We start from the raw sequence: 17063 nt of genomic DNA, 5'->3' as shown, positions 1-17063 counted from the left end.
GGTAGATGACGGGTACGAGGACCGTGACCCCGAGCGAGCCGTGCACGCCGTTACACTCACAGCTTGCCTCGAAAACGAACTTCTCCCCGGGCCTGCCGCATATGGCAGAGTGCGGCCATGACGGCACCCCTGGTTTGGCTTCCGGCTGATCTGATCACCCGGGTGAGGTCTTACACAGCCCTTCGGATCGAGACCTACCCGGGTCCGCAGGGATTGAGGAGGCAAGAGTCGAATGTGGAGATCTTTGTCTTGCCGCATCCCGCCGACGCGGGGAGCCTCGATTTGGTTTCCACCATGCGGAGGCTGAAGTTCCTGCAGGCTCTGAGCTCAGGCGTCGATCACGTGATCGCTGCTGTGCCGGAACATGTGCCCTTGTTCAACGCCCCGAGTCTGCATGCAAGAGCCACGGCTGAGACGGCGATGAGTTTGCTGCTGGCGTCGTTGAACAACGTGCCGGCGTGGTCGGAGGCCCAGCGGCGTGGGGTGTGGTCCGATCCAGGTCCGCGAGTTGGCCTGGTCGGCAAGACGGTGGCCATTCTGGGGTTCGGCGCGGTGGGGCAGGCCCTGGCCGGAATGCTCGCGGGCTTCGATGTGCGTGTCCTCCCCGTGGCGCGTCGTTCCCGGCCCGGTGTGCATGGGGTCGTGGATCTGCCCGAGCTGGTCGGGGGTGTCGACGTGCTGGTCGTCTCGGTGCCGTTGTCTCATGAGACGCGAGGGTTGGTCGATCAGGATCTGCTGGGGCGGATGAAGGACGGCTCGCTGCTGATCAATGTTGCCAGGGGGCCGGTGGTCGACTCCGATGCCCTGCTTGCCGAGGTCTCCTCCGGCCGCCTGCGTGCGGGTCTGGATGTCGTCGATCCGGAGCCGTTGCCGGACGGTCATCCGTTGTGGGCCTGCCCCGGCGTGCTGATCAGTCCTCACGTCGGCGGTAATACCCGGGACTTCTGGGATCGCGCTGCGGCGTTCGTTGACGAGCAGCTCGAACGGTTCGTGCTCGGTTCCCCGCTCCGGCATCCGGTTGAGCGGACGGGGCAGCGGGATGGTCAGGTTCGGCCGTTGGCTTGAGTGGCCAGCCAACCAGCCAGATCCGTTCTCGCCACCCTGTGGTGCCGGCCGTCCTGGTCCCGGATGGTCAGCAGCGAGTCCGCCAGTTCGCGTTCGCCGATGAGCACGGAGTACGGCACGCCCAGCCGAGCAAAGTCCCGTAGATGCTGCCGGAGGGGCTTGGAGATCAGGACGTCCCAGACGGCGATGCCTTGGCCTCTCAGTTCTCTGCAGATGCTGTCAGCAATCTTGATCATCTCGTCATGGGGCTCGGCGAGGAGGGCGATGACGGCCGGTGGCACCGCGACTTTGGGGCCTTGGAGATCAGCGAGCCTTTCGAGGCCGATGACAGCGCTGTGAAGGCTGGTGGGTGTTCCGATGAACGCCTCGGCGAACGCTCCGTAGGAGCCGCCGTCTCCAAGGAGCCTCGGCTCGTTGTCAGGTCGCAGCAGGAATGCGGTGCTGTCGTGGAACTCGCTGGCGTGCAGCTCGGACAAGTCGATGATCGCGTTCATTCCGCGGGCTCGAAGCTGTTCGGCCAGGGAGTGGCAGGCGGCAACCTGTTCTGATGCTGGTCCTCCGTTACGGAGGAGTTCGGCACCGGAGGGGGCAGCGACGAGTTGCTCAGCGAGGAGGACTGCGGCGTCATCTGCGCCAGATTCGTGGAGGAGGGACGGCCGCTGTGATGCGTGAGCCGTTCGAAGGCGGTTGAGCACACCGCTGAGTTCGGGTGACGCCGTCCCGCTGGCGATCAGGCCCCGCCATAGGCCGGGATTGGAGAGGGTGACGGTAAAGTTGAGCCTGCCCGTGAGGAAGTCGGCAAGCGTGAACAGGAGACGGGCGGTGGCCGCCTGGTGCTCTGGCGGGGTGAGCCTACGGAAATGGACCTCCATGAGGCCCAGATGGTGGAAGTGCCGACGTGGGCGGCGCTCGTACCGGAAGACCGGGGTGCAGTGGGCGATCCGCTGGTCAACGGCCTTCCGTCCTGCGGTGAGTCGGAGGAGGGAAGGAAGGCTGTCGGAGACCAGGGCCAGTTCGCGGCCGGCTCGGTCAGGGAAATGGTAGGTCCGCTCCCCCGCCGCGTGGTGCCCGGCGGTGAACGTGTCCGCGAAACCCACAGGCGGTACCTCGACAGGCTGGAACCCTGACAATCGACAGGTCTCAAACCAGTCGTGACGAATCTGATTGTGGGCTTCCGCGAGCTCCGGGGTGACGTCGTGCATCCCCCGGGGGAGGCCGAGGTGCCGCGAGGTCATGGCTGCGTAGGCCGTGACCAGCTCTCGAGGTCGGCGGGGGCCTGTTCGCCGCTGGTCATGTCCTTCACCTCGTGCGGCTTGCCGTCTTCGAAGGGCGGGAACCAGATGAACGGAATGCCCTTGCGGGAGGCGTAGCGGATCTGTTTCCCGAGCTTGTCGGCCTGGTGGTAGACCTCCACCTTGAAGCCGCGGGACCGGAGCTGGGCCGCGGTGGCGTTGGCCAGCTTGGAGCGTTCGTCGCTGGGCACCACGACCAGGAGGTCGCTGGGGCTTTTCGGCCCGTCGACGGGCAGCAGCCCTTCGGCCAGGAGTTTGGCGAAGATCCGGGTGAGGCCGATGGAGATGCCGATGCCGGGCAGGCTGCGGCGGATGAACGTGCCTGCGAGGTTCTCGTACCGGCCGCCGGAGCAGATGCTGCCGTAGGTCGGGTAGTCGAGGAGTTTGCCCTCGTAGACGGTGCCTGTGTAGTAGTCGAGGCCTCGGGCGATGGACAGGTCGGCGCAGATGCCGCCCTCGGGCAGGTCGGCCAGTGAGTCCAGCACGAACGCGAGTTCGTCGAGGCCCTCGGTGAGCAGGTCGCTCTTGGGGCCGAGTGCGGCGATCTGCTCGACGACCGAGCTGTCGGTTCCGCGGATCCGGGCGAGGCTGAGGCAGGCTGTGGCTTGCTCGGCGGTCAGCCCGACCTGGGTGGTGAGGATCTGGGCGACTCCCTCCTCGCCGATCTTGTCGAGCTTGTCGGCCGCGCGGATGACCGCGATCGGGTCGTCGATGTCCAGACCCTCGTAGAAGCCCTGGAGCACCTTGCGGTTGTTGATGTTGATGCTGAACGGGCCTACGCGCAGACCGGTGAGGATCTCGTGCACGATCCGCGGCATTTCGGCGTCGAAGTGCAGCGGCACGCTGTCGACGCCGATCACGTCGATGTCGCATTGGGTGAACTCGCGGTAGCGGCCCTCCTGAGGCCGTTCACCGCGCCAGACCCGCTGGATCTGGTACCGCTTGAACGGGAAGACCAGGTCGTTGAAGTGCTGGGCGACGTAGCGGGCCAGCGGCACCGTCAGGTCGAAGTGCAGACCGAGACGGGCATCGCTGTCGTCTTCGCCGCCCTGAAGGCGACGCAGGGTGTAGACCTCCTGCGAGGTCTCGCCTTTGGCCAGGAGCGCGTCAAGGACCTCGACCGACGGGGTCTCGACCGAGCAGAATCCGTACCGCTCGAAGGCGTCGCGAATCTGGTCGAGCCAAGCCAGTTCGATCAGACGGACCTCGGGAAGCCACTCCGTGAATCCGCTGATGGGGGCCGGCCGGACAATCTGCTCGTCGGTCATTCCGGGTGATCTCTTCTCGTCTTTGAAGGTGGACGGGAGCCGGTACCTACCTTGAGCGCGGCACCGTCCAAAGTCTAAAGCCCACCTGGTGCATCACGATGACCATAGTGACCGACAGTGATCAAAGAGGTCCCGTGCTTGGTCGCGGACCGTGCCGTACCAGTCGGCACGTCCCTTGATCTCGTGGTGATGCCCCACCACACGACTGAGGAACAGGGTCTCCAAGAGGCTGATGGGGATCTCTCGATGCTGGTCCCTGATCCATGCGAGGAGGACCTCCCTCCACAACGGCCAGGGCAGACCTTGAGGCAAGGCACCCGAGGAACTGCGCTCCCGCAGCTGGTCGGTAAGGGCCTCGGGCAGATGGTTAGTGGCTCCTGTGCCGAGGTCGGCCGCCAGGCGGAGACTGGTTTCTGCTGCGAGCTGGGAGATGTCCGCGTCTTGTGCAGGGACAGGTCGGCTGTCACCGGCTGGAGTCGCCATGGGTGCGGCGTCGAACCGTTGCGGAGGCGGATGCCCCAGCCTGAGGCGGCAGCGTTCCTGGAGAGAGATCGCGACCTCCGCGAACTTGGGTCCCATTCCGAAGCCGCCGGAGAAGCTGCGTAGCTTGTTGCGGCGCCGTTCCTGGAGCGGGACCATCCGCCAAGACGACGACAGGGCCACGGATGCGACGAGGGCGTCGACGCCGAATCTGTGCGCGCTGTCCGTCCAGTTCTGATCGAGGACGAGCTTCGCACCGCGGCGGCTGAGGGCGATGTCGCCGCAGAGCGGCTCCCGGAGATCTGCTCCGAAGACGCCGGCGAGCATGGGATAGGCGAGTTGGTAGGTGAGGTCGCCGCCGTTCCAGGTGGGCGGGCGTAGCGGGAAAGCGAAGTCGCTGTCCGAGGCGGCGATGATCAGTTTGTGGATCCAGGAGGCGGGCACGCCCCCGAGATCCGTGTCGACCATCACACCGATGTCGAACTCGCCCTCATCCAGAAGCCGGAACAACGCCTGCCAGTTCGTACCCTTGCCGGAGGCATGAGCGGTGGTCAGTACCCGCTTCGGATGCTGGGTGGCCGTGGTCAGGAACTGTTCCGCGGTTCTGTCTGTGGAGGAGTTGTCTGCGTTGACGAGCAACGCGGTGACCGGGAAGGGCGCCGCGCTCAGAGCGGCATCGATGTCCCGGGTCACGGTCGCGATGGTCTCGGCCTCGTTGAAGCTGGGGAGGCCGACCAGGATCCGGAGCGTCATGGCTGATCACTGACTGAGTCGATCCAGATCACCTCTGGTGAGTGGGCGAGCTCATCCGCGGTCCTGATGCACAAGCCGTCGAAATGGTAAAGGTCTCCGTCCGTCACCGCGCAGTGCAGGATGAACGGTGGTCCTTCGATGGTCGTGACCGGCCCGAAGGTGTGGACGTCGACGACCGTGACGTAGAGGACCTTGAACGTCGACAGGCTCTGCCGCAGGAGAGAACGGACGAGGGAGACGACTTTACCGGGATCATGTTCGCCGTTCTGGACGGCCTGGCGGCCTGCTTCCAGCGCCGTGTAGATGCTTCCGACCTCTGCGAGCCGCTCCGCGGGCAGGAAACGCAGCCGGGAGGAGAGGGGGACTCCGCTGCCTCTCAGCCGGACGCAGGGGACGTGCCTGATCTCGCAGTCGATCATGAGGTCCTGGGTGGCACGCTGGACCAGCAGGGCCTGTTCGATGTCTTTCATTCCGAAGTAGCTGGCCGTCGGGCGGCACAGGGAGATCCACCGGATGGCGCCGGTGACCTGGCCGCGTGAGGCGAAGTCGAAGACGGAATTGTTGAGCCGTTGGTGGCGCTCGCCCTGGTCGATGAAGGTCGCGTACTCCGGCGGGTACATCTCCTGGTCGTCGGAGGAGATGACGATGGTGGCACCGCGGGACTCGGCCAGGGCGATGTCGGCGTCGAGGTCGTACTGGTAGACGCTGCCGGGAAAGAGCTGGATCCGGTTGGGGTAGACCGTCACGATCGTCTGATCGTTTTCGTTCGCCGACCGCTGGATGAGTTCGCCGTGGGCGTTGTGCAGCGCGCCGAGCGTGTGGATGGAGCCGATCGACTGACCGGTTCCCCCGAGCTCTCGCAGGATCGGGCGGGCGTCGGCGACGGACTTGATGTGCAGCAACGCGCACCTCTCGGCAAAGGGATCTCGGTAGACGATTCAGGAATGGGGAGAGACCTCGGCAACCTGCCCTCCCCAGCGAGCGGACAGGTCGATGGCGTCGTTCAGGTGGTCGGCGAAGCCCGAAGGATGCCGCACGCGGATCTTGACCGGCACGCTTCGTCTTGAGGGCCTTGTCGGAACGGACCCGCTCAGCAGGGCCTGCGCTGCGGCGTGCGTGTCGTAGGCGGCTTCGAAATGGCTGTCGGCAGTTGGAGCCGAAGCTCGTGCTTCGAGGTCGGCGCGAGGAAGCAGCGTGGTGTCGTGGAGCGCGAGTTGTCGGCACGTGTCCCGAAGCGCGGTGTCGTCGATGAGGTGATCGAGAAAGGCGATCAACAACTCCCGGCTCTCGTCACGGTCGGTGTAGATCGCGCTACGGACTCGGCTACGGAGGATCCGGTGGAAGTAGCACTCGGCGTGGATCTCATCGAAGGCTTTGGACAGGACCCGGCCGAGCCGTCCCTCTTGCCCTGCGACGAAAGCCGGAAGTGCGTCGAGGACTTCGGTCGGCCGCAGACCGGCCCAGTGGGCCATGCCCCGGACGGTCGTGCGGGCCCAGCCGGAGCCGATCAAGATCTCATCCGCGAGCAGGAGTCGTAGGCCGGCCCGGTTCTCTTCGATGTCGAGGGTGGTGTGCTGGAGGACTCCCTCGTAGTCGACCGAAGGATCCGGGCGGATCGTGATCAGCCCGAGCTTCTCGCGGTCAGCGTCATAGCTGGTGTTCGGCAGGATCCACAGCGGGTGGATCAGCAGGCTCGGGAAGGACAGAAAGAGTTCGTCATAGGCGGCCCGGAACTCACTCAGAGTCTCGCCGGGGAGCCCGAAGATGAGTTCTGCGCCGACATGGCCACCGGCGGCGATCACACGCTGGGCCATCGCGGTCATCTCCGAGCGTCCGAGCTCTGACCTGCCGGCGAGTTGTAAGGCGGGACGGCTCATCGTCTGCAGCGCCAGGTACACGTTGGTGTGGATGCCCCCGGCCTGGAAGACGGCCAGAATCTCCTCGACAGTTTTCGCGTGGTTCTTGGCCCAGTTCACATGAACGGTGTGGGGAGAGCCGTGCCGTTGGAGCGCTCGCACCAGCATGTGGGCGACTTCCACGTCTTGGCGGAGGATGCCGAAGTTCGCGTCGCAGAGGAAGATCGTGTCGATTCCGGCACTGCCGATGACGTCGATCTCTGTTTCGAGCCGATCAGATGCGGCCTTCGTCAGCTTCTGGCCCACGGCTCCGCCCCAGTGGCAGAACGCGCAGTGATACGGACATCCCCGGTTCGTCTCCCACAGCGCGACGTCGAACTGTGTCAGGTCCAGGCCCGGCCGCAGGTAGGCAGACGGTGTCTCGTCGAGGGACGCCATCCGAGGTCGATCAGCGGTCGCGACGACCGTGCCTGACTGCCGGAAGGCGAGACCCTCGATGTCCGCCCACGCGGGAATGCCGTCGCGGATCGAATGGACGAGTTCGCATATCGTCCGTTCGCCCTCCCCGGTGATCACCAAATCCAGTTCCGGGAGTTCACGAAGCCAGCGTTCGCCCTGGTGGGACACGTGGTTGCCACCGAACACGATGACCGCGTCGGGCAGGAGCTGGCGGAGGGTGGGCAGCATCTGCCGGTAGGCGATCACGTTCCAGCCCTGGCAGGAGAAGCCCAGAAGATCTGGTTGGGCTGCGCGGATCTCTTCGATGATCGAGGCAAGGCTCGTACCCGACAGGAACGTGTGGAGGGAGATCTCCACATTGTCCCTGAGCCGTTCATCGCCGACCAGAGCCGCGTTGAGCAGCATGATTCCCAGGGGCGTGTAGGCAATCTTCGTCTCGCCTGAGAGATCTACCAAACTGATCCTGAATTCACCGGCGGAGGTCACGTCGATTTCCCCGGATCCTTGGCGAGCAGAGCGGCAAATGCCTCGACCTCGTACTACATTCGCAGATCTTGGGGTAGTGGGTCGCCGCGCCTTCGGTAGTGGCTGATCAGCGCGCGGGCTTGGTGGAGTCGGCGGAAGCGTGACCAGGCCAGCACATGCTCGACGCAGGTGACGGCGGCGAGCAGGGTACGGGCGAGCAGGCGGCGGATCTCGGCCAGGGAGAGAGGGATCAGCCGCGGTGTCGTCAACTGCTCCTCTCCTTCGTCCGTGGGTCTTTTCCCAGGCGGGCGCGGGTGACGGCGAGCCAGGCCAGAGCGAGCATGGAGGTGGTGACGTGCCGGTGGAACGGGGTCCACTTGCGGACCTGGTACTCATCCAGGCCGAGCAGGTCCTTGCCGGACTCGTTGTTCTCCTCAATCCGCCACCGGTGATGCACCTGTAGCTGGACTGCTCTCTATTGCACCGTCTGGGCCTGGGGCGATACTCAGCGTGGAGGCGTTGCTGCGACTGGTGGCCTTGGTCGACCGGTTGCGGTCCCCGGTGTCTGGTGAGGCAGGTGAGGCCGAGTGCCCGGTGAGCGCGGTGAGCCCCCCGATCCCGGATCTGGGTGAGGTTACCGATCGAGAGCCGGCAAGCAACGGTGAGGTTGCTGGCCGTGTTGGCGGCTCGGGCCGTGGTCGGCCGGAGCGGAGGCGGGCGTGATGAGCCTGGCGGGGTATCGGCCTTGGGGCCAGCCTCAGGAGAAGATCCGCCCGGAGCATCGGGACCGGACGGCGGTGGTGTATGTTCGCCAATCCAGCCGGCAGCAGGTGCTTGAGCACACCGAATCGACCCGGTTGCAGTACGCGCTGGTCGAGCGCGCGGCGGCGCTGGGCTGGGCCCGTTCCCGGATCGTGGTGATCGACGACGATCTAGGGGTCTCGGCCGCGATGGCCGATGCCCGGTGGGCTTTGCCAAACTCGTCACCGAGGTCACGATGGGACGTGTGGGCATCGTGCTGGGCATCGAGATGTCCCGGCTGGCGCGCACCGGCCGAGACTGGCACCAACTGCTGGAGCTGTGCTCGCTGTCGGGGGCGCTGCTGGCCGACCCAGATGGTGTCTACGACCCGAGTTTCTACAATGACCGGCTGCTGCTGGGGTTGAAGGGCACGATGAGCGAGGCCGAGCTGTACCTGATCCGGCAGCGGATGCTGTCGGGCAGGCTGGCCAAGGCCGAACGTGGGGAGCTGGCCTTCCAACTGCCGATCGGGTATGTTCGCCGCCCGTCGGGAGAGGTCGTCTTCGACCCCGATGAGCAGGCCCGGCACGTGGTCGGCCTGGTCTTCGACACCTTCACCCGGCTGGGCACGCTGAACGCGGTGCTGCGCTACTTGGTCGACCACCAGATCCAGTTGCCGGTCCGGGTGCGTGGCGGCCTGGCCAAGGGCGAGCTGGAGTGGCGGCGCCCGACCCGGGAGACGTTGCAGATCATGCTGCACAATCCGATCTACGCCGGATACTACGCCTACGGGCGGCGCCGGGTCGACCCGCGCCGCAAGCAACCGGGTCGGCCCAGCACCGGGCGCATCGTCCGTGATAGCGACGAATGGCTGGTGCTGCTGCCTGACCGGATGCCCGCCTACATCACCATCGAGCGGTATGAGGCGAATCTGGCCCGGATGGCGGCCAACCGGCAGACCGCCGCCTCGCCCGGAGCCCCGCGGGACGGCTCGGCGCTGCTGGCCGGGCTGCTGCGATGCGGCCGATGCGGCGGCGGGCATCGCATGAGCGTGCGCTACCACACCCCCAGCAGCCGCAACCCCGCCCACGGCTACGTATGCGCCTACAACCAGGTCAATTACGGCACCGGCGGGCCCTGCCAGCACATCGCCGGGCCCGCCCTGGACGCTTATGTCACCGGCCAGGTGCTGGCCGCGGTGGCGCCGGCCGCGCTGGAGATCTCGATCCACGCGGCGGCCCAGGCCGAGGCCGAACGGGCCATGCTCGACAAGCTCTGGCGCCAGCGCCTGGAACGGGCACAGTACGCCGCCGACCGGGCCCGCCGCCAGTACCAGCTGGCCGAACCGGAGAACCGCCTGGTCGTCCGGCAGCTGGAAAAGGAATGGGAAGCCGCCCTGGCCGAGGCCGACCACCTGCAAACCGACTACCAGCGGTTCACCGAGTCCCTGCCGATGACACTCACTGACGCAGAACGTCAGGCGATCGGGGAGCTGGCCGGCGATCTGCCGCAGATCTGGAACGCGCCCACCACTGGCCAGGCAGACCGCAAGGAACTCCTGCGCACCCTTATCGAGAAGATCACCGTCGCGGTCATCGGGAACAGCGAACTGGTGGATGTCACCATCACCTGGGCCGGCGGGCACCACACCACCGGCCAGGCCATCCGGCCCGTCGCCCGTCTGGACCAGCTGTCGTACCACCCGCGGCTGCTCGCCCGCGTCACCGAGCTCGCCGAACAGGGTAAGACCACCCGGCAGATCGCCGACACGCTCAACGCCGAAGGGCTCCGGCCGCCCAAGCGGACCAGCCGCTTCGAACCCGCCCAGATCCGGACTTTACTGAACCAGTACCGCATCGTCGCCCCGCGGCGACGCGATCGACCCACTGCCCTGGCTGACCTGGACCCCGGCGAGTGGACGGTCCCGGGCCTGGCCGCCGCCCTGGAGATGCCCCTGGCCACGGTCTACAACTGGATCTACCGAGGATGGATCACCGCCCGGCACGCCCCCGAAGGCAACTACTGGATCATCACAGCCGACGCCGCGGAACTGCGGCGGCTACACCAGCGCCGGAGTCGGCCGCCGGGCTTCTACACCCGCGCCCGCTGGACCGAGCCCCCCGACGAACCATCCCCGCAGGACGGAGTCCCACAGTGAAAGACGAACACGACTTGAGGGGCACCACAGGTGGCGTATCTCGATCTTCCAGCGCATTCCGGCAACCGAGATCAACTCCGGTACGGCCGTGCCGGCCGGGGCGTGGGCCAGGAAGAACTTCACCTCGGCCGGGTTGGATATCGAGCGGCGCAGCAGCAGGGTATGGGTGAATCCGGCAGCGGGCGCCTGGTCGGTGACCGTCACCGCGATCGCGGTCCAGTCATACACGCGGGCGCCCTTGGTGCCCGCCCCGCACGAGCGGCGTTCCCACACCGACCTCTTCCCCAGAGCCAGCAGCCGATCCAGGACATGGCCCGCGCATTCGCTCTGTCCGCGCACCCCGACCAGGGGAAGATCGACCGGCACCGCCAGCACGTAGGCGACCTCACGCCGATGGCAGAACTCCCGCAGGTCCGGGTCGCGGCCGTAGCCGGCGTCGGCGGCGAAGTAGTCCAGTCCCACTCCGGCCGCCAGTTGCCGCTCCAGCATCAACGCCATCAGCTGCGGCTTGGTCAGGAAGTCGCGGTCTGCGGGTACTCCGGCCCGCGCGCGCCGTTCGGCGTCGGCGGCCCAGCCCTGGGGGAGGTACAACTCTCGGTCGATGAAGGCGTGCCCGCGCTCACTGGCATACGACAGCATGCAGATGACCTGGCAGTTCTCCACCTGACCGGTCAACCCGCAATGCTGGTGGGCCACCCCGACCGACCGATCCCCTTTCTTGATCACAGCGGTGTCGTCGCCAACGAGCACGGCCGGCCCGCCACCCGCCGCCTCGGGCCGCAGACCGACCACGACGTAATCCCGCACCCGGTCGCGCAACGCGTCGGCGTCCCACTTGGCGCCGTTCAACAGCCACTCGATCCGATACGCCGTGCCATGCCCGACATGATCGGCCAGCTGCCAGGAGTTCTTGCGGGCCACATCGGCCAGCAGGCCGCGCACCAGATCCGCGAACGTCGCCCTCGGCTCCGGACGGGTGAACAACGGCCCGGCGATCTCCTCACTCAACTCGCGAAGATCTTCCTCCCAGGCCACGATCCGATCGTAGGTGATGATGTCCATCATCCCTGGTCAACGGGCTACACCCGGCACTCATTCCATGATCTACGAATGTAGTACCGGGGTCACGTGCGGAATGCAAGGCGAGGCGGTGTCCGTGAGCCGTTTCGTGCCCACCCTCGGGCGTGTCCGCTCCCACGGATTCCAGAGCGGCAGGCTGAGGAAGCACCCGCCGGTGGGTCTGCGATCTCGTGTCCAACGTAGCCATCAAAACGCACCTCCCTGAGCTGACGGCCAGGGCTGGTCAACGCGGGGCTTCAAGGCGCGTTACCGCGCCTCAAGCCCCCTCCCTCAGGAGGGGGTCGTTGACACTGTGCCCTGGGCGGTCGCGAAGATCGACGTGTCGAGGGTGAAGTCGACCGGTTCTGGAATGTGCAGGTGCGAGCCCATCTCGACCCGGGTGGAGGTCCGGTACGCCCCTTCCTTGGGGTCGCTGAGGACCGTCACGGTGGCGGGGGTGGCCACGGGGTCGATGAGGAGCATCACGGGGACGCCGCCGGAGGCGTAGATGTCGGGCTTGCGGTCGCGGTCGTCGGTGACGCTTCCCGGCGACACGATCTCGGCCACCATGAGCAGGCCGGAGGAGAGCAGCTCGCGGTCGCCCCAGCGCGGGCAGTCGACCCGGGCCAGCACGAAGTCGGGAACAACCGGGTCATAGGACCCGTCGACGCAGACCGCGACGTTGCTCGTGTAAGCCTCCAGATCGCCATCCGTGATCAGTGGGTGGAGCCGTAAGGAAAGGAGCATCGCAGCTCGGGCGTATTCGGGGGTCCCCAGTGGGCTCACCACCAACCTTCCGCCGATCACCTCGGCACGTAACCCTGGAAGGGAGGGAAGTGCGTCGAAGAGCTCGCGCGGTGTGTGCGGCAGGGGTCGGGACGCGGTCTCGGGTGATGGCCGCAGATCCGCGTGGCGCCGTCGTAGTTCCATACCCATATGCCCCTCCGTGCTGTTGTGAACACGCTGAGTTTTCCAGAGTGAGGGGGTGAAGCGCGGAATTCTGGTGAAAAAGCGAGAGGATCAGACCCAGCCGGGGCGGACGAGGCCGGATTCGTAGGCGATGACGACGAGCTGGGCACGGTCGCGGGCATGGAGTTTCATCATGGTCCGGCTGACGTGGGTCTTGGCGGTGGCGGGGCTCATGCAGAGCTTGCCGGCGATCTCGTCGTTGGTCATGCCGGTGCCGACCAGGGCGAGGACCTCGCGCTCCCGGTCGGTGAGCAGGTCGAGATCGCGGCTGCGGTGCGGCTCCTTGGCACGGCTGGCGTACTCGGCGATCAGGCGGCGGGTCACGCCGGGGGAGAGCAGCGCGTCGCCTCCGGCCACCACCCGGACGGCCTGGATGAGCTCGGCCGGTTCGGTGTCCTTCACCAGGAAGCCGCTGGCGCCGTTGCGGAGGGCCTCGAAGACGTACTCGTCGAGCTCGAAGGTGGTCAAGATGATGATCCTCGGCCCGGGAGGCATCTCCCGGGTGGCGGTCAGCCCGTCCATGCCGGGCATGCGGATGTCCATCAGGACCACGTCCGGCTCGTGCTCGGCGGCCAGCCGCAGTGCCTGCGCCCCGTCCGAGGCCTCGGCCACCACGGTCATCCCCGGCTGCGCGTCCAGCAGGGCCCGGAACCCGGCCCTGACGAGGGCCTGGTCGTCGGCGAGGACAATCTTGATCATTCGGACTCCTCCGGGATCGGCAGCCGGGCCTCGACGCGGAAGCCCCTTCCATGGTGTGCGGCGGTCAGCGTTCCCCCAAGGGCCGAGGCCCGTTCCCGCATGCCGGGGACGCCGTTGCCACTGCCGAGATTCTCTCCGGGGGCGTTGCCGCCCGAGTCGGTGACCCGGAGGGTCAGCGCGCGGGGGCCGTAGTCGAGGGCGACCGTGACCGAGGCGCCCGGGGCGTGCCTGGTGACGTTGGTCAGGGCCTCCTGAACGATGCGGTAGCCGGCCCGGTCGACCCCGGGAGGCAGTGGCCTGACCTCGCCGGTGACGTTCTTGACGACCCGCAGCCCGCTGCGCTCGGTGAGCTCGTCGAGCCGGTCCAGGCCGGCGGTCGGGGAGCGGGGCGCGCCGTCGCGGAGCACGTTGAGCACCGAGCGCATCTCGGTCAGCACGTCCTTGGACGCCTGCTTGATCGTGGTGAGCGCGGTCCGCGCCTGCTCGGGGTGGTCCTCGATGAGGTGCAGCGCGGTGGAGGCCTGGACGTGGATGAGGGAGATGTTGTGCGCGAGCACGTCGTGCAGCTCCTGCGCCATGGTCAGCCGCTCCTCGCTGGCCTGCCGCCGCACCTCCTCCCGCTCCACCCGCTTGTGCTCGGCCTGCCGCTCGTTTCTGGCCCGTACGAACTCCGCCACCGCCAGTACCAGGCCCATCAGCGCGGCCATCGCGATGTTGTGGAACCAGCCGGGAGAGGGGGCGGGGGCGAACCAGGACGTGTAGACCACGAAGAACACGTAGGCCAGGCCCCATAGCGGCCAGGCCACCCGCCGGTGGCCGCCGACCACGGCGGTGTAGAACGCGATGATCGGGCTGAGGAAGACCGGGCCGTAGGCGTGGCCCAGGCCGATGAAGAGCAGGGTCGAGCCCACCGCGACGGCCACGCTGAGCGCCGGGTGGCGGCGCCGGACGGTCAGGGCCAGCGGCCCGGCCAGCAGCAGCACGTAGCCCAGCGGATCGAGCGGGACGCGGAGCATGCCGGTGTCGTGGATCTGCGACCACTGCACGCCGAGTGTGCCCGCGACCTGGAGGGCCCCCACGAACAGCGGTAGGAGAAGGTCGACCCAGCGGGGTTTGGCACGCACGCTCAGCACTGTACGTGCGCTTCCATAGCGGTTACGTCCGTTCAGTGAGGTATGTGGCACTACATCCCTTGGGTTAGGGAAGGGGCTGACAAGGCTCACCGGCTGAGTCAAGCTGTCTGCGGGAGGTCTTCATGATCAGTCGTCGCGTCGCCACCCCCCTGGCGGGGATCCTGGTGGGAAGTTCCTTACTGCTCGTCCAACCCGCGCTGGCATCTCCATCCGCGGTCTCTCCGCCGGTGTCGCCGCCGCCGCTGTCACCGCCGCTGTCACCGCTGCTGTCACCGCCGCTGTCGCCGCAGCTGGAGAAGAAACCCGTCGCCGAGGGGTCCGGCGGCGCGGTCTCGACCGTCGACCTCGACGCCAGCAAGGCCGCGCTGGGCGTGTTGCGCGAGGGCGGCAACGCCATGGACGCCGCGGTCGCCGCGGCGGCCGCCCTGGGCGTGACCGAGCCTTATTCGGCGGGGCTGGCCGGGGGCGGGTTCATCGTCTACTACGACGCGCGCCGCAAGAAGGTCCACACGATCGACGGCCGGGAGACCGCGCCGAAGGCGATGGGACCGACGTCCCTGGAGGGCATCCCGTTCGACGACGCCGTGACCAGCGGACTGTCTGCGGGGGTGCCCGGCAGCGTGGCCCAGTGGGAGCTGGCACTGCGCAGGTTCGGCACGCTCTCGCTGCGCCAGGCGCTGAAACCCGCGATCGACGTCGCCTCCAAGGGGTTCAAGGTCGACCAGACCTTCTACGACCAGACCGCCGCCAACGCCGCCCGCTTCAAGGACTTCACCTCCACGGCCAAGCTCTACCTGCCTGGCGGCGCCCCGCCGCCGGTCGGCTCCACCTTCCGCAACCCCGAGCTGGCCGACACCTACCGCAGGCTCGGCAGGCAGGGAGGGGAGTGGCTGTACGGCGGTGCCCTCGGCGCCGAGGTCGTGGCCACGGTCAAGAAGCCGCCCATCACCCCTGGCTCCACCCGTAACGTGCGGCCGGGGCTGATGGAGTTGTCCGACCTGAAGGCGTACCGGGCGCTCGAACGGCCGCCCACGAAGATGACGTACAAGGGCATGGACGTGTACGGCATGGCGCCGCCGTCCTCGGGAGGCTCGACGGTCGGTGAGGCGCTCAACATCCTTGAGGCCCTGCCCGAGGTCGGTGAGCACGAGTACCTGGAGGCGTCCAGGCTCGCCTTCGCCGACCGGGGCAAGTACGTCGGAGACATCCCCGGCGTCCCGCTGAAGGAGCTGCTCTCCGACGGGTTCGCCAAGGAGCGCGCCTGCCTGATCGGCGAGCGGGCGATGCCGCATCCGGCCGCGCCGGGCGCCCCCGACGGGGTGTACGGGCCGTGCCAGGCGGCGCCGTCCGCCGAGGCCGCCGAGACGGCCCCAGAGGTGGCGAAGGAGGGGCCGGAGACCACGCACCTGGTGGTCGCGGACCGGTGGGGCAACGTGGTCGCCTACAACATCACCATCGAGTCGACCGGAGGCAACGGCATCGTCGTCCCCGGCAGGGGCTTCCTGCTCAACAACGAGCTGACCGACTTCACCTTCGGCCCCGCCCCCGGTGACCCGAACCTGCCCGCGCCGGGCAAGCGGCCCCGCTCCTCGATGGCGCCGACGATCGTCCTGGCCGATGACAGGCCACTGCTCGCGCTGGGTTCCCCCGGCGGCTCGACGATCATCACCACCGTGTTGCAGATCCTCCTCGACCGCTGGGACTTCGGCATGTCGCTGCCCGAGGCGCTCGCCGCCCCCCGGGCCACGCAGCGCAACACCGCCCAGACCCAGGCCGAGCAGGCGTTCATCGATCGTTACGGCGCCGAGCTCACGCTCCAGGGCCACAGCCTCGTGCTGAACCCCGAGATCGGCGCGGCCACGGCTGTCGAGTTCCTGCGGAACGGGAGGCTTCAGGCGGTCGCGGAACCGACCCGGCGCGGCGGTGGCAGCGCGCTGGTGGTAAGCGAGCGCAGGTAGCCTCTCGCGGCGGTACACACGGACGCCCGGTGGCACGGCCCCGGCCGCGCCACCGGTTTCAGCGGCCGGGCGACCGGCGACAGGCCGTTCCTGCCGATGATCCGCTGCCCGTCCAGCGCCTCGACGACCTTGAAGCCGGTGCCGTAGACGATCACGTCGACCTCGAGCTCCTTGCCGGCCTCTGCCGTCGGCGACCTCTCCGGCGGCACAGACTTTCCCCCGGTTCCTGCTGTGGCGATGAGAGCGTTCCACGCTCGTTACTATTGGATTTCCTGTCTAATTTAGTGAGCGGTGGCCGCACCGTCCATACTCGGGGTGCGGTGAGTCTCATCACACCAACCGGTCGGCACGTTCCCGTCGCCCGGGAACGCGAAAAGCGCCGAGGGCGGTGCCGTCGGCGCTTCGTACCGTTCGGTTGTTAGAGCAGCAGGTATGCGGCCACGACGACGATGACCAGCACCGCGACCACCACGGCCGCCGTGATCGGCAGTGTGAGCGACCGCTTCTCGGGGGCGGCCTCCGGGTCCTTGCGCTGGGCGAACGCGCGGAACGCCTGGGTGTTGCCCGCAGGGTCAATCTGCTGAGGATCAGACATGGGGATGACTTTAGCGATATTGGGTGCCTCCCCAACACTGATTTGTCCACTTTCACGGGAAGGCCGTCCTCGCGCCGGGCCGAGGCGGGTGCTGAGGGCCGGACCGCCTACCG

The 17063-nt window shown here is 67.4% G+C and carries 14 protein-coding genes and 2 pseudogenes; 3 read left to right on the top strand and 13 right to left on the bottom strand.

The features are described 5' to 3' along the window. The first annotated feature begins 234 nt into the window (after positions 1-234). Positions 235-1065: an NAD(P)-dependent oxidoreductase gene (locus OIE13_RS24065; protein ID WP_326828793.1), complete on the top strand. Its 831-nt coding sequence runs from the start codon at positions 235-237 to the stop codon at positions 1063-1065. Here OIE13_RS24065 and OIE13_RS24060 read toward each other — a convergent pair. The 7 genes and pseudogenes from OIE13_RS24060 to OIE13_RS24030 form a co-directional block, all read right to left on the bottom strand. Continuing rightward, a complete protein-coding gene (locus OIE13_RS24060) occupies positions 1044-2267 on the bottom strand; it encodes an ATP phosphoribosyltransferase regulatory subunit (protein WP_326828792.1) in 1224 nt (407 codons plus the stop codon). The two genes, OIE13_RS24065 and OIE13_RS24060, sit on opposite strands and share 22 nt — an antisense overlap. Before the next feature lie 29 nt (positions 2268-2296). Then, complete coding sequence (gene hisS / locus OIE13_RS24055; protein WP_326636321.1) at positions 2297-3625, bottom strand: histidine--tRNA ligase; 1329 nt, start codon at positions 3623-3625, stop codon at positions 2297-2299. A 93-nt stretch (positions 3626-3718) separates the two neighbouring features. Beyond that, on the bottom strand, positions 3719-4858 hold the full coding sequence (locus OIE13_RS24050) for a glycosyltransferase (protein WP_326636323.1): 1140 nt from the start codon (positions 4856-4858) through the stop codon (positions 3719-3721). Then, the gene (locus OIE13_RS24045) at positions 4855-5760 is read right to left on the bottom strand and encodes a pantoate--beta-alanine ligase (protein WP_326828791.1); all 906 of its coding nucleotides are present in this window, start codon (positions 5758-5760) and stop codon (positions 4855-4857) included. Before OIE13_RS24045 ends, OIE13_RS24050 begins: the two co-directional genes overlap by 4 nt. Before the next feature lie 36 nt (positions 5761-5796). Further along, a complete protein-coding gene (locus OIE13_RS24040; protein WP_326828790.1) occupies positions 5797-7629 on the bottom strand; it encodes a B12-binding domain-containing radical SAM protein in 1833 nt (610 codons plus the stop codon). Between the two features lie 83 nt (positions 7630-7712). Further along, the gene (locus OIE13_RS24035; protein WP_326828789.1) at positions 7713-7907 is read right to left on the bottom strand and encodes a hypothetical protein; all 195 of its coding nucleotides are present in this window, start codon (positions 7905-7907) and stop codon (positions 7713-7715) included. Further along, positions 7904-8086: pseudogene (locus OIE13_RS24030) on the bottom strand (IS701 family transposase); the annotation flags it as partial. The gene OIE13_RS24035 and the pseudogene OIE13_RS24030, both read right to left, overlap by 4 nt. A gap of 516 nt (positions 8087-8602) precedes the next feature. On the opposite strand from OIE13_RS24030, the gene OIE13_RS24025 reads away from it, so the two are divergent. Further along, a complete protein-coding gene (locus OIE13_RS24025) occupies positions 8603-10537 on the top strand; it encodes a recombinase family protein (protein ID WP_326828787.1) in 1935 nt (644 codons plus the stop codon). A gap of 39 nt (positions 10538-10576) precedes the next feature. Here OIE13_RS24025 and OIE13_RS24020 read toward each other — a convergent pair. The 4 genes and pseudogenes from OIE13_RS24020 to OIE13_RS24005 all read right to left on the bottom strand — a co-directional run. Then, positions 10577-11602, bottom strand: a pseudogene (locus OIE13_RS24020) (IS701 family transposase); the annotation flags it as partial. Between the two features lie 285 nt (positions 11603-11887). Further along, positions 11888-12526, bottom strand: a complete 639-nt coding sequence (locus tag OIE13_RS24015) for a Uma2 family endonuclease (protein ID WP_326828785.1) — start codon at positions 12524-12526, stop codon at positions 11888-11890. A gap of 90 nt (positions 12527-12616) precedes the next feature. Beyond that, a complete protein-coding gene (locus tag OIE13_RS24010; protein ID WP_326636334.1) occupies positions 12617-13264 on the bottom strand; it encodes a response regulator transcription factor in 648 nt (215 codons plus the stop codon). Next, the gene (locus OIE13_RS24005) at positions 13261-14388 is read right to left on the bottom strand and encodes a sensor histidine kinase (RefSeq protein ID WP_326828784.1); all 1128 of its coding nucleotides are present in this window, start codon (positions 14386-14388) and stop codon (positions 13261-13263) included. The genes OIE13_RS24010 and OIE13_RS24005 overlap by 4 nt, the downstream gene beginning before the upstream one ends. 131 nt (positions 14389-14519) lie before the next feature. Between OIE13_RS24005 and OIE13_RS24000 the strand changes: the two genes are divergently transcribed. Further along, positions 14520-16355 (top strand): gamma-glutamyltransferase family protein, encoded by a 1836-nt coding sequence (locus OIE13_RS24000; protein ID WP_326636336.1) that lies wholly within the window; start codon positions 14520-14522, stop codon positions 16353-16355. Here the strand turns inward: OIE13_RS24000 and OIE13_RS23995 are convergent. Beyond that, positions 16289-16564, bottom strand: a complete 276-nt coding sequence (locus OIE13_RS23995; protein ID WP_326636337.1) for a hypothetical protein — start codon at positions 16562-16564, stop codon at positions 16289-16291. The genes OIE13_RS24000 and OIE13_RS23995 overlap by 67 nt on opposite strands. A gap of 209 nt (positions 16565-16773) precedes the next feature. Beyond that, positions 16774-16950 carry a hypothetical protein gene (locus OIE13_RS23990; RefSeq protein ID WP_326636338.1) on the bottom strand — a complete coding sequence of 59 codons (177 nt, stop codon included), beginning with the start codon at positions 16948-16950 and terminating at the stop codon, positions 16774-16776. Positions 16951-17063 lie beyond the last annotated feature (113 nt).

The organism is Streptosporangium sp. NBC_01810 (assembly GCF_035917355.1).
Lineage (GTDB): Bacteria > Actinomycetota > Actinomycetes > Streptosporangiales > Streptosporangiaceae > Streptosporangium.
Note: the sequence above shows the minus strand (reverse complement) of the source record. Positions and strands in the feature narration are given on the sequence as shown.